The organism is Pseudomonas sp. BN606, assembly GCF_029873115.1.
Lineage (GTDB): Bacteria > Pseudomonadota > Gammaproteobacteria > Pseudomonadales > Pseudomonadaceae > Metapseudomonas.
This window is the reverse complement of the sequence record NZ_SSOF01000074.1, coordinates 73,320-86,411: the sequence shown is the minus strand read 5'-3', so window position 1 is coordinate 86,411 and position 13,092 is coordinate 73,320. Positions and strand designations below refer to the sequence as shown.

The window sequence follows — 13,092 nt, the reverse complement described above, 5'->3', positions numbered from 1 at the left end:
AACCCTTCAGAACAAGAAGCGACCATGGCCCAGACCTTAGCTCCGCCCATCGCCAACCTGCGCGATATCGAAGAACTCGAGCGTCTTTCACTGGAACAGCGCGGCATGCCGGACAGCACCTACGAGCTGATCCGTCGCAGCGCCGAGCGTTACCCAAGCAAGCGAGTCATGACCTTCCTGCTTCAGGGCGACGCTGAAGAGACTCCCGTCGAGCTGACCTATGGGGAGCTGCTGGCGCGGGTGACCCAGGCCGCCAACGCCTTCCACCATCTGGGTGTGCGTCCGGGCAAGGCGGTGTCCTTCCTGCTGCCGAACCTGCCCCATACGCACTTCACCATCTGGGGCGGGGAGGCGGCTGGTGTGGTCAATGCCATCAACCCGCTGTTGGAGCCGGAGCACATCGCCGAGCTGGTCCATGCCGCCGACTCCAAGGTGCTGGTGACCCTGGCGCCGTTCCCCGGTACTGATCTCTGGGACAAGGTTGCCAGCCTGCGTGACCGTTTGCCCGAGCTGGAAGCCATCGTCACGGTCGACCTGGCCAATCTGCTGCCTGAGCCGCAGCGCAGTGCCGTCAAGGCTCAGCGCGGAGCGTTGCCCGAGGGTGTGCTGGATTTCGATGAGCTGCTCGACCGCTTTCCCTCCGACCACTTGCAGAGCGGTCGGGTGATTGCGCCGGATGATGTAGCCTCCTATTTCCACACCGGTGGCACCACCGGAACGCCTAAGCTGGCGCCCCACAGCCACCGCAACGAAGTGGCCATGGCGATGATTCTCGCTTACGCGATCAACCTGGGTGAGGGCGACAATACGCTCTGCGGGCTGCCACTGTTCCACGTCAACGGCGTGATGGTCACCGGACTTGCCCCATTCTTCGCTGGAGCGGAAATCCTCATCGCCACGCCACAGGGCTATCGCAACACACGGTTGATCCAGAACTTCTGGAAAGTCATCGAACGCTATCGCGTGAGTTTCTTCAGCGGTGTGCCGACCATCTATGCCGGCCTGCTGCAGGTACCCAGCGAGGGGCACGACCTGTCCAGCCTGCGCTACGCCTTGTGCGGCGCTGCACCTATGCCGGTCGAGCTGATCCGCCAGTTCGAGGCCAAGACCGGCCTCAAGCTGATCGAAGGCTACGGCCTGACCGAGGCCACCTGCGGCACTTGCGGCAATCCGGCCCACGGCGAGCGCCGGCCAGGCTCCATCGGCATGCGCATGCCCTATTGCCAGGTGAAGATCGCGGTACTCGACGAGCAGGGCCAGTACCTGCGCGATGCTGCCTCCGATGAGATCGGCAACCTCTGCGTGCGTGGCGTGACCGTGTTCAAGGGCTACTTGCAGGCGAGCAAGAACAAGGACATCTGGGTCGATGGCGACTGGTTCAACACCGGTGATCTTGGCCGCATGGACGCCGACGGCTACATCTGGCTCACCGGCCGCAGCAAAGACCTGATCATCCGCGGCGGGCACAACATCGATCCGCAGATGATCGAGGAAGCCCTGCATCGTCACCCTGGCGTGGCCATGGCCGCTGCTGTGGGCAAGCCGGACGACAAGGTTGGTGAACTGCCTGTGGCCTATGTGCAGCTCAAGCCTGGTGCCGTCGTCAGCGAGGCCGAGTTGCTGGCGCACGCATCGCTTCATGTGCCCGAGCGCGCGGCAGTGCCCAAGGATGTGTGGATCATCGAGGCCATCCCGGTGACCGCGGTAGGCAAGACCTTCAAGCCGGCGCTGCGCTTGGACGCCACTCGCCGAGTGCTGGAAGAAGTACTGGGGGCTATCGCCCAAGGCGTGACGGTGGAGATGGTGAACGATGATCGCCACGGTCAGGTCGCCGAGATCCGCGTACCGGGGCTGGATGCGTCACTGCGGGCGCTGCTGGAAGCACGCATGGCGGGCTACTCGGTGAAGTTCCGACTGATGGCTTGAGGCCATCTATACTGCCCTCAGAAGGCCGCCTCCGGGCGGCCTTCTGGTCACTGCAACATTGATTGTTTTGCGCCGGCGCCCTGGGTAGTTGTCCGGGGCGTTTCCGTGCGTCCATAAAACTGTTGCGAAATTGTGGCGAATATCAGGAATTGTCGCGTTCCTTACCGATATCCTGCCGCCCGTCGGCCCAACTTTGGGCGGGCATTGTCAGTCCAAAAGTGCGGGAATACTGTCGCACTGGGTTAACAACTGAGACAGGGATCGTTAGCGGTGCCGTCCGCTTCGACTGCCATCCGAGGCCGTTGCAGCCATGAAGCATGTCCACTGGCAAGAAGACATGGCCCTGTTGGGCCGACTGCGTCTGTTCCAGAACGTCACGGCGAGCAGCCTCGGGCAATTGCTCAAGGAGTTCCGCGCCTGCGACCTGGATGCCGGCGAGATTGTGCTGAGTCCGTTCAACCGCAACCAGTACCTTTATCTCGTTGTGAGCGGGAGGTTGAAGGTTTACCTCGGCTCGCTGGACAACAATCCCGTCAGCTCCATAGGGCCGGGAGAGTGCGCCGGTGAGATCAGCTTCATCGACAACGACCATCCTTCGGCCTACGTGGTGGCCGCAGAACCCACTACCGTGTTGCGTCTGCATCGGCAATCGCTCGTCAGCCTGTTCCAGCAGTCGCCGCAGTTGATGCAGAACCTGCTGGAAGTGCTTTGCGACCGTGTGCGTCAGGGCAACCGGATCATTCTCGACACCGAGCAGAACGCCAAGATCGACACCCTGACCGGGCTCTTCAACCGGCGCTGGCTGGAGCAGATCTACCAGCGCGAAAGCACGCGCTGTTCCTTCAATGAGCAGCCAATGTCGATGCTCATGCTGGATGTCGACCACTTCAAGTCATACAACGACCGCCACGGGCACCTGGCAGGGGACTACGCGCTTTGCCTGGTGTCCCACACCCTGCGCAACCAGCTGCGACCCAAGGACAGCATGGCGCGCTACGGCGGCGAGGAGTTCGTCATCCTGCTTCCGGAAATGGGCGGCGAAGAGGCCCGCACCATCGGCGAGCGGCTGCGGAGCAGCCTGGAGCAGATCCCTTCCTTCTATTCACCGCTGGGCGTATTGCCCGGCGTGACCATCTCAATCGGTCTCGCGGAGATGCAGCGTCCGGACAGCCTGCAGGGCATGATTTCACGGGCCGACAACGCGCTCTACCAGGCCAAGCAGGATGGGCGTAACCGGCTGAACGGGTAATTTCATCCCTGCATTACATTTCCGCTTCCTTCAAACGTCTGTTTGCTAGAGTCCGTTCACTACAAGACAGCCGGGAAGCTGGACATGCGTAAACTCCTTATCGCTTTGCTATTGCTGGCGGCCGCTGGCCTGGGGATCTTCTTCTACCTGCCGGGGTTCCTCGACCGTGAAATGAACACGGTAGCCGCGCCGCCACCCTATCGCGCCTCGGACGAGGCCGAGCAACTGCACAAGACCCTGTTCGTCGCCGACCTGCACGACGATGCGCTGCTGTGGAACCGCAACCTGCTGGAACGCCATGACTTCGGCCACAGCGATCTGCCCCGCCTGCTCGAAGGCCATGTCGGCCTGCAGGTGTTCTCCACCGTCACCAAGACCCCGCGCGGCCTCAACTACGAGCGCAATGGTTCGGACACCGACGACATCACCCTGCTGGTCATGGCCCAGCGCTGGCCCCGTGCGACCTGGCACAGCCTGCTGGAACGTGCCCTGTATCAAGGCAAGAAGCTGGAAGAAGCCGCAGCCGGCAGCCAGGGCAAGCTGACCCTGGTGCGCAGCCGCGATGATTTCGCCAGGTACCTCGCCTCATGGGAGAAGGATTCGAACCAGACGGCCGCCATCCTTGCGACCGAAGGCCTGCATCCGCTGGAGGGCAGGCTGGAGAACGTCGACCGTATGTATGACGCGGGTTTCCGCATCATGGGCCTGACGCATTTCTTCGATAACGAGGTTGGTGGTTCCGCCCACGGCCTGGAGAAGGGCGGTCTGACCCCCTTCGGCCGCCGGGTCATAGCCCACCTGGAAGAGAAGAAGATGCTGGTGGACCTGGCCCATGCGTCCCGTGCGCTGATCGACGACGTGCTGAACATGGCCGAGCGTCCGGTGCTGGTGTCCCACACCGGTGTCGAAGGCACCTGCCCGGGCACCCGGAACCTCAGTGACGCGCATGTCCAGCGCATTGCCGCCACCGGCGGGGTGATCGGCATCGGCTACTGGGACACCGCAGTGTGCGAGACCTCGGTGAAAGCCATCGTCACGGCGATTCGCTATGTCGCCGACAAGGTGGGCGTGCGACACGTAGCGCTGGGTTCGGACTTCGACGGCGCCGTGCACACCCCGTTCGACACCAGTGGCCTGGCGCAACTGACCCAAGGCCTCAAGGACGCCGGATTCAGCGAAGCGGACATTGCCCTCATCATGGGCGGAAACGTTCGCAGGTTGCTGCTGGAGACGCTTCCGTAGTCCAAGTCAAGCCCTTGAATGCCCGCAGCTCTTCGCCCTGCGGGCATCTTGCTTTACACTGGCGGCCGTTCATTCCTTAATCAATCGACGAGACCACCGTGCTCAAAGCACTCAAGAAGATTTTCAGCAAGGGTGAAGAGCCGCAGGCCGGCCCCACCCCAACCGCTCCAGCCCCCGCCCGTACCGACAAGGAAGAGCGTCCGGCCAAACCGAAGAAAGCGCCTCACGAAGCAGGCGAAAAGGCCGAAGGCTCCAGCGAACGCCCGCCCCGTGGCGAGAAAAAGCCCCGCAGCGACAAACCAAAATCCGACAAGCCGCGTCGTGAGCGCCCAACCAAGGCTGCGCGCCCTGTGGATAACTGGAAGCTCGAAGACTTCGTGGTGGAGCCCCAGGAAGGCAAAACCCGCTTCCACGACTTCAACCTCGATCCGAGCCTTATGCACGCCATCCACGATCTGGGCTTCCCCTACTGCACCCCGATCCAGGCACAGGTCCTCGGCCACACCCTGAAGGGCAAGGATGCAATCGGCCGTGCCCAAACCGGTACCGGCAAGACCGCCGCCTTCCTGATTTCCACCATTACCCAGCTGCTGCAGACCCCGCCACCGAAAGAGCGCTACATGGGCGAGCCGCGCGCGCTGATCATCGCGCCGACCCGCGAACTGGTAGTGCAGATCGCCAAGGATGCCCAGGCACTTACCAAGCACAGCGGCCTGACCGTAATGAGCTTCGTCGGCGGTATGGACTTCGACAAGCAGCTCAAGCAACTGGAATCGCGCTTCTGCGACATCCTGGTCGCCACCCCCGGCCGGCTGCTGGACTTCAACCAGCGCGGCGAAGTGCACCTGGACATGGTCGAAGTGATGGTGCTGGACGAAGCCGACCGAATGCTGGACATGGGCTTCATTCCGCAAGTGCGCCAGATCATCCGCCAGACTCCGTTCAAGGGGGAGCGCCAGACCCTGCTGTTCTCGGCCACCTTCACCGAAGACGTGATGAATCTGGCCAAGCAGTGGACCGTCGACCCGGCCATCGTCGAGATCGAGCCGGAGAACGTTGCCAGCGAAACCGTTGAACAGCACGTCTACGCCGTGGCTGGCAGCGACAAGTACAAGCTGCTCTACAACCTGATCGCCCAGAACGACTGGACCCGCGTCATGGTCTTCGCCAACCGCAAGGACGAAGTGCGCCGTATCGAGGAACGTCTGACGAAGGACGGCATCAGCGCCGCCCAGATGTCCGGTGACGTGCCCCAGCACAAGCGCATCAAGACCCTGGAAGGCTTCCGTGAAGGCAAGATCCGCGTACTGGTGGCCACCGATGTCGCCGGCCGTGGTATCCACATCGACGGCATCAGCCACGTGATCAACTTCACCTTGCCGGAAGATCCGGACGATTACGTCCACCGCATCGGCCGTACCGGCCGCGCTGGCGCCAGCGGCACCTCCATCAGCTTCGCTGGTGAGGACGATGCCTTCGCACTGCCGCCGATCGAGGAGCTGCTGGGGCGCAAGATCAACTGTGAGATGCCTCCGGCCGAACTGCTCAAGTCGGTGCCGCGCAAGCACCACTGAGGTTCAGTGGAGTGGGAAAAGGCGAAGCCAGGTGCTTCGCCTTTTTCTTTGGGGGAGGGAGGGGGAGACCTGCGTTCTCCTTGGCGAATGAATTCGCCCCTACAGCGCTCCTGCCTTCTTCCACGCCAGGTAGCGGCTCACCAGCTGGGGTCCCAGCTCGCTGGGGCGCGCGTCCAGTACCGGCACGCCGTGGGCTGCGAGGCGTTCATGCAGGCTGTTGCGGGCATTCAGGTAGTCCACTGTGCCGCAATAGGCGAGGGCGTCATCGAAGCCCTGGACCGGGGTATGGCGCAGGCTGTCAAGGACTTCCTCACGCAAGCTGACTACCAGCAGTCGGTGTTGGCGACCGAGGCGTTTCACTGCGTTGAACAGTTCAGTGTCGTCCTCATCGCGCAAGTTGCTCACCAGTACCACCAGTGCGCGGCGCCGCTGGCGTGCCAGCAGCACGTCCGCAGCGGCGCTGTAGTCGGCTGGGCGCAGGGTGCTGTCCAGGTCGTAGACGCCATTGAGCAGCACATTCAACTGCGCCGGCCCCTTCACCGGCGCCACGAAGCGATCACGTTCGGCAGCGAAGGTGGACAGGCCAACCGCATCGCCCTGGCGCAGCGCCACATAGCTGAGCAGCAGGCTTGCGTTGAGGGCGTGGTCGAAGTGCGAGAGATCGCCGTCCTGGCTACGCATGCGGCGACCGCAGTCGAGCAGGAAGACGATCTGCTGGTCACGCTCGTCCTGGTACTCGCGGGCGATCGGCGTGCGTTTGCGCGCGGTGGCCTTCCAGTCGATCTGACGCAAGGTGTCGCCGTCGCGGAACTCCCGAAGCTGGTGGAATTCAAGGCCCAGGCCGCGGCGCGGTCGCTGGCGCACGCCGAGTTGGCTGAGCCAGTCGTCCACGGCCTTCAGTTGCGCGCCATAGAGGCGCGCGAAGTCCGGGTAGACGCGTGCTTCACCGGGCAGGTCGAGCACGCGCTTGTGCCGCCACAGGCCCAGCGGACTGGGCAGTTGCACTTCGCAGGCTGGGAAGTGGAAATGGCCGCGCTTGACTGGGCGCACCCGATAGCCGAAGTCGGTGTGCTCACCCGGGTGCAGAGCTACGCGCTGGGGCAGGGGCTCGAACTCCATGGCGGCCGGGACCTGGTCGAACAGATCGATTTCCACGGAGCGGCCATAGCCGTGATGGAGGGTCAGTCGGACATCGCTCCAGCGTCCCAGTGCCAGATTCCCCGGAAGGTTACGCTCCAGGCGCGGTGATGGCAGGCGGCGCAGCCAGGCGCAATCCAACAGGCCAAGCAGGATGAGGGCGCAGAGTAGACCCCACCAGAGCAGGTTCAACTGCTCGGGCAGCTTGATGCCCAACGCTGGCAGCGTGCCGAGCAGCAGGGCCAGGCCGAAGAGCCCGGCCACCAGCACCAGCAGTGCGCGGGAAGGCTTCATAGGCGCGGCGCCGGTACCTGATCTAGGAGTTGCTGGAGTACCTGATCCACCGACAGGCCCTCGATATCCAGTTCCGGCGAAAGGCGTACGCGATGGCGCAGTACCGCCAGGGCACAGCCCTTGATGTCGTCCGGCAGCACGAAATCGCCGCCGCGCAGCAGTGCGCGGGCACGGCCACCGCGGACCAGGGCGATGGAAGCGCGCGGTCCGGCCCCCATGGCCAGGCCAGGCCAGCTACGTGTGGCGCGGGCCAGGCGCACGGCGTAGTCCAGCACCTGGTCGTCCACCGGCAGATCGCTGGCGATCCTCTGCAGAGCCAGGACGTCACGGGCTTGCAACAGGGTGCGCAACGGCGCCACTTCGAGCATATCGGCGCGAGCCGAGCGGGTGACCTGGCGTACCAGGTTCAGTTCTTCATCAGCGGCCGGGTAATCCATGCGCAGCTTGAGCATGAAGCGGTCCAGCTCGGCTTCTGGCAGGGGATAGGTACCTTCCTGCTCGATAGGGTTCTGCGTCGCCAGCACGAGGAAGGGTTGGGGTACCGGCAGGGCGCGGCCTTCCAGGGTCACCTGGCGTTCCTGCATCACTTCCAGTAGCGCGGCCTGGGTCTTGGCCGGGGCACGGTTGATCTCGTCCGCCAGTAGCAGGTTGGTGAACACCGGTCCCTTGCGCAGCTTGAACTGCTCGCTCTGCATGTCATACACGGCGTGGCCAGTCACGTCGCTGGGCATCAGGTCGGGGGTGAACTGGATACGCGAGAACTCGCCGCCGAAGCAGCGGGCCAGGGCGCGGACCAGCAGCGTCTTGCCGAGGCCCGGCACACCTTCCACCAATACGTGTCCGCCAGCCAGCAAGGCAGTGAGCACATCGTCGATTACGGCGACCTGGCCGATCACGGCCTTCTGCAATTCCACGCGCAACGCCTGGGCCAATTGGCTGGCGCGCTGACGCTGGATGGCGGCCGAGGGCGCGGAAGCGCTGCTGGCTTCGGTTTGCGACGGATCGGAAATCTCTTCGCTCATAGGGCATTCCTGAGGGTTTGCAGGTGGGCGACCTGGCGGGTGAAGTCGGCGGCGGTAAGCCGTTGCTTGGGCAGCGGCCGCATGGCCTGGCTGATGGCGCTGGGCGGCAGACGGGTCAGGCGGCCCAGCACCTGCCACTGCTCGGCCACGGGGAGCCGTTCGAATCCGGGGTGACGATGACGGGCGCGGCGCTGGATATCACGTTGCAGACCTTGCAGCAGGCTGGACTGGCCACTGCGACGGAGCAGGAAGTCGGCGCTTCCGCGCAGGTGTTCTTGCAGTTGCCGGCGCGCGCGGCTGGCTGGCGCCTGCAGCGGCCCCTGGCGTTGGCCAACGTGCCAAAGCAGCAGGACGACGAACAGGGCGAGGGCCACCAGGGCTTCGGGGAAGTTCTGTCCGAGCAGGGTGACCAGGCTGTCGCGTTCGGCGCGGTAGAGCAGGGTGACGGTGCTGTCCTGGGTCAGATACCAGAGCAGCCAGGCGTTGTCGTACTCGTCTATATCGCGGTTCTGCCAGATCCAGCCGTCGGTAAGCACGGTGACCAGACCGTCGCCGTGGTCCAGCTGCAGCATGTGCGTGGCCTTGGCGCTGTTGGCCCAGGCATGGGCGCGGTTCTGGCTGTCGTAGAGGTGGAATTCAGGGTCGAAGCCGGCGTAGGCCGGTGCCTGTTCATTTTCCAGATAGAGCTTGGTCAGCTCGGGGAACGGATCTCCCTCTGCGAGCTCCTGGTCGTCCTGGGGAGAGACAGAGGCCGCAGCCTGTTCCTCGGTGCGGTTGTCCTCAGGCGCCTCGGGCTCAGTGCTTTTGTCTTCGTCGAGCTCCTTGGCTTCGAATTGCTGGATGCCCAGCCGATCCGCCAGCAGGTCGCCGCTCTTGCCGTCGCTTTCGTCATAGATGCGCTCGGTGATGAACAGTAGGTGTCCGCCCTTGCTCGCCCACTCCAGCAGGCGGTCGGCCTGGCGTGGCGTCATGCGTGAGCGGCTGCCGAGCAGCAACAGGCTGTGGCCGGCACTGGGCAGATTGTCGAGTACTTCCAGGCCGTTCGCCCGCACTACTTGCAGGCCCTGCTTGCGCAGGAAGTGCTCGGCGGCGAGGTACGGATTGCCCAGCACTTCCGGCGCGGGGCCGTGTTCGACGATGTCCTGATAGGGCTGCAGACGCCCACCGAGATGGATCGCCAGCAGGCCCAGTAAAAGGAACAGGCCGGCGCAGATCAGGAAGCGCAGGCGCGGTTTCATGTTGCGGCTCCGGCGTTGAACAGGCGACGCCAGCCATCGCAGAGGCCTTGGCGCAATTCGCTTGCGGGCAGGCGGTGGCCGTAGGCGAGGTTCTGCCAGTGCCCGGTGAGGACCTGGCTGAAACCTTCCAGCTCGGTGTTGTCCAGGCGACGCACCAGTTGCAGCACTTCACCTTCGGTATGGGATTGCTTGAGCGGCAGGCGGAAGTCGTGCAGCAAGCGGCTCAGCAGGGCGCGATAGAGCAAACCGAGGGCTTCGCGGGGTTGGCTGGACCAGAGGCGCTCGGCCTCCGCAGCGACATCGTCCGGAAGGCTTTCCGGCGCCAGCTCCAGACCGAACAGCACTGAAGGCGCTACGCGTGTGCGGTGCTGGGGCAGTCCCAGTCGTCCGGCGAAGGTGCTGAGCCAGTCGCGGTAGCGCCAGAGCAGCAGGGCCAGAAGGCTGATCAGCGCACCCCAGAGCAGTACCTTGATGACCAGGGCAAGTGTGTCCAGGCTCTTGGCGTACTCGGCCAGCTTGAACAGGCTGCGGATGAACTCGGCCCAGCCTTCGACGTCTTCGGGCTTCAGTTCCTTGTCGGCGGCCTCCTCGCCCAGACGCCAGCGAGTGACGGTTTCCCGGTTCTGGAAGGGCGGATTGTCCAGCAGGGCGCCAATGTCTTCCTTCGCGGCCTTGCCGGTCAGCGACTGGTGGGTGAGGCGTTCGGCATCGGGGCCATCGAGGAAGGCCTGGGGTGCAAGGCACAGGGCCGGCGCGTCATCTGCCATGGCCGGTTGCGGCAGCTGGCTTAGCAGCAATCCCAGGCCCAGCAGAAGCGCGTAAGCGGTACCGGTCAGGCGCTGGCGCATGCGGCGGAACTGCAATTCGATGTCCCAGCCTTCCAGGGACGTTCGACGGTTCAGGTACAGGGTGAAACCGCAGGCGACGTAGACCGGTCCCCAGATCACCAGTACCAAGGCATAGAGGCTGTTGGACAGGTGCTCCAGCCATAGCCACTCGCCCGAGGCCATTTCCAGAAGCTTCTGCCAGTCCCAGTCGATCACCACCTGCTGGGGCAGCATCAGGTAGAGCAGTGTGATGAAGCCGAACCAGAGGGCGGATTCCAGATGCACGCCGATCACCGTCAGCCAAGTGGCACCGCCCGCGTTGCGTTGCCCCAGGACCACCAGGCGCTGGCTGCGTGCCTGCCCGGAAAGTCCTTCCAGTTGCAGCACCGGCAGATCGAAACTTCGGGTGGTGCTGAGGCGCCGCCAGGTCAGGCTGGCGAGCAACTGCGGCTTGAGCAGTCGCGGATATGCGCGCAGGGCCTGCCTGAGGGTCGGCGTGTCGCCAAACAGGGCGCGGGAGAGAATGTACAGCGGCAGCCGTTCATAGGCGGGCTTCAGCAGCCAGAAAAGGAAGACCGCCAGGCCCGGATACTTCCAGCAAACCAGCGTGAGGAGGCCGAACACCGGCAGGGTCACCAGTGCCCAACTGGCCATCAGCAGGCCGGCATGGCGACGCGCCAGCAGTACGCCGAGGTCCATGGCCTCCCAGGCGCTACGCGGACGGATAGTGACGCTGGCGTCAGTCAGGCGCATGAGTCCTCCTGCCCACCAGCCCGAAATAGAGCGCGACCAGCAGCCAGAGGCAGGCGCCAACCCAGTATTTCACCTGGGGCGTGACCAGGGTCATGGAGGACCAATAGGCTTCGATGAAAGCAGCGATCACCAGCAGCAGTATCACTCCGGCTACCAGCTGTACGCTGCGTGCACCGGCCAGGCGCAGCGCTTCGCCGCGGGGCAGACGGCCTGGCGCGAGCAGGGCCCAGCCCAGTTGCAGGCCGGCGGCACCGGCGAAGGCGATGGCGGTGAGTTCGAACGCACCGTGACCGATGACGAAGGACCAGAAGGTTTCGCCGAAGCCGATCTGAGTCAGGTGCCCGGCCACCGCACCTATGTGGAGGCCGTTGAACAAAAGGAAGAACAGGCTACCGACGCCGAAGAGCAGGCCGCCTGCGTAAGTCTGAAAGGCGATGCCGATGTTGTTCATGATGTAGTGGCCGAACATCATCCAGTCGTCCCCGGAGTCTCGTTCGCTCATGGGGCCGATGCGTCGGGCGTCAGGGTCGTACATGGACTCCATCGACGACACCTGCTCCGGATCCAGCACGCTGTAGACCAGATCCGGCCAGTTGTGCACCAGCAGGCCCATCAACAGCAGGCTGCCATAGAACAGCAGGCAGGCGGCAGCGATGCTGCGCCACTGGCTGCGCACCAGGCGCGGGAATCCGCCCAGCAGGAAGCCCAGCAGGCGCGCGCCGAGGTGGCTGCGATGGCGGTAGAACTGCTGGTGGCCGCGCATGGCCAGTTGGTGCAGGTGCTCCACCAGGTGGCTGCTATAACCGCGCTCCTGGGCCAGTGCCAGCTGTTGGCAGACCTGCCTGTAGTCGGCGGAGAAGCTTTCGCAGGCGCGAGCATCGGCCTTGCCACGTTCGAGGCGATCGAGCAGATCGGCGAAGGCTTTCCAGCCAGCCTGATGCTGGCGTTCGAAGAGATTCTGTTTCATGGCGTGCTCGATCCCAGCAGACCACGGGCGATGCCGTTGATGCGGGCTTGGGCCTGTTGCGGCATCACGTTCAGCGGCGCGGCGAGGATGCCGGCGAGTTCAGCGCGGCGGGCCGGTGATAAGTCGGCCTGGCGTTCGGCGAATCCCAGCAGGGCGCGCTGGTCGGCGAGGGTCAGGTCGAATGGTGCGCGCTCAGGCTCGGCATCTGGTAGTTCGGGACGCTGGGTCTTCTCGTCGCGATAGACCACCAGGCTGCCGGCGGCGATATCACCCAGGCGCTTGAACGTTGGATGCAGGAGGCAGCTGAGGGCGCCCAGGGTATAGGCGAAGGGCAGCAGATCGACGAAGCGCAACAGGTTTCGCACCAGGGAGGCGGACCAGCCAATGGGAGTACCGTCGTCATGCACGACACGCAGCCCCATTATCTGCTTGCCGGGCGAGCGGCCCTGATTGAGTACTTCGAACAGCACCATGTACCACCAGTTGAGCAGGAACATGAGGATCAGGCCGAGGCCGAAACCGAGTTGTCCGAGCAGGGCCAGGGCAATGAACAGCACCAGCATGATGGCGCCACGAATGGCCAGGTCGATGGCATAGGCAAGAGCGCGTGGCAACAGGCCGGCCGGACGCAGAATCAGGTCGATGCCTTCCGGTGTTTCCACCTGGTAGCGGGTGTCCAGCGGTTGGGCCTGGGAGTCGGCAGGTTGGGGACTGGCTCGGTTTGCGGGCATCGGCTGGGCGCCAAGGGGAAAGCCAGATGCTAGCGAGCGGCCGGTATCCAGGCAACCTGGCCGAGAAGACTCAGCCCGCATGCTGTGAAAGATTTGGAGTTTTCGACGGAGCGCATGGCACGCAGGTGCGTG

At 64.1% G+C, this 13,092-nt stretch carries 10 protein-coding genes; 4 read left to right on the top strand and 6 right to left on the bottom strand.

The genetic code is table 11. From position 1 onward, the window contains the following. The first annotated feature begins 24 nt into the window (after positions 1–24). The 4 genes from E8E75_RS16045 (at position 25) to rhlB (ending at position 5,991) form a co-directional block, all read left to right on the top strand. Complete coding sequence (locus E8E75_RS16045) at positions 25–1,926, top strand: acyl-CoA synthetase (RefSeq protein ID WP_120652750.1); 1,902 nt, start codon at positions 25–27, stop codon at positions 1,924–1,926. A gap of 310 nt (positions 1,927–2,236) precedes the next feature. Beyond that, positions 2,237–3,175, top strand: coding sequence for a GGDEF domain-containing protein (locus E8E75_RS16040; protein ID WP_120652749.1), 939 nt, complete (start codon positions 2,237–2,239; stop codon positions 3,173–3,175). 84 nt (positions 3,176–3,259) lie between these two features. Then, the gene (locus E8E75_RS16035) at positions 3,260–4,417 is read left to right on the top strand and encodes a dipeptidase (protein ID WP_120652748.1); all 1,158 of its coding nucleotides are present in this window, start codon (positions 3,260–3,262) and stop codon (positions 4,415–4,417) included. Between the two features lie 98 nt (positions 4,418–4,515). Further along, positions 4,516–5,991, top strand: a complete 1,476-nt coding sequence (gene rhlB, locus E8E75_RS16030; protein WP_120652747.1) for an ATP-dependent RNA helicase RhlB — start codon at positions 4,516–4,518, stop codon at positions 5,989–5,991. Positions 5,992–6,090: 99 nt separating this feature from the next. Here rhlB and E8E75_RS16025 read toward each other — a convergent pair whose 3' ends face one another. The 6 genes from E8E75_RS16025 to E8E75_RS16000 are packed head-to-tail and all read right to left on the bottom strand — an operon-like array spanning position 6,091 to position 12,960. Then, positions 6,091–7,422 carry a DUF58 domain-containing protein gene (locus E8E75_RS16025; RefSeq protein WP_120652746.1) on the bottom strand — a complete coding sequence of 444 codons (1,332 nt, stop codon included), beginning with the start codon at positions 7,420–7,422 and terminating at the stop codon, positions 6,091–6,093. Further along, positions 7,419–8,444, bottom strand: coding sequence for a MoxR family ATPase (locus tag E8E75_RS16020; protein ID WP_120652745.1), 1,026 nt, complete (start codon positions 8,442–8,444; stop codon positions 7,419–7,421). The genes E8E75_RS16025 and E8E75_RS16020 overlap by 4 nt, the downstream gene beginning before the upstream one ends. Then, positions 8,441–9,682, bottom strand: a complete 1,242-nt coding sequence (locus E8E75_RS16015) for a DUF4350 domain-containing protein (RefSeq protein WP_153922398.1) — start codon at positions 9,680–9,682, stop codon at positions 8,441–8,443. Before E8E75_RS16015 ends, E8E75_RS16020 begins: the two co-directional genes overlap by 4 nt. Continuing rightward, on the bottom strand, positions 9,679–11,262 hold the full coding sequence (locus E8E75_RS16010; RefSeq protein ID WP_120652710.1) for a DUF4129 domain-containing protein: 1,584 nt from the start codon (positions 11,260–11,262) through the stop codon (positions 9,679–9,681). Before E8E75_RS16010 ends, E8E75_RS16015 begins: the two co-directional genes overlap by 4 nt. Further along, the gene (locus tag E8E75_RS16005; RefSeq protein WP_153922400.1) at positions 11,249–12,229 is read right to left on the bottom strand and encodes a stage II sporulation protein M; all 981 of its coding nucleotides are present in this window, start codon (positions 12,227–12,229) and stop codon (positions 11,249–11,251) included. Before E8E75_RS16005 ends, E8E75_RS16010 begins: the two co-directional genes overlap by 14 nt. Beyond that, the gene (locus E8E75_RS16000) at positions 12,226–12,960 is read right to left on the bottom strand and encodes an RDD family protein (RefSeq protein ID WP_120652709.1); all 735 of its coding nucleotides are present in this window, start codon (positions 12,958–12,960) and stop codon (positions 12,226–12,228) included. The genes E8E75_RS16005 and E8E75_RS16000 overlap by 4 nt, the downstream gene beginning before the upstream one ends. Positions 12,961–13,092: the final 132 nt, after the last annotated feature.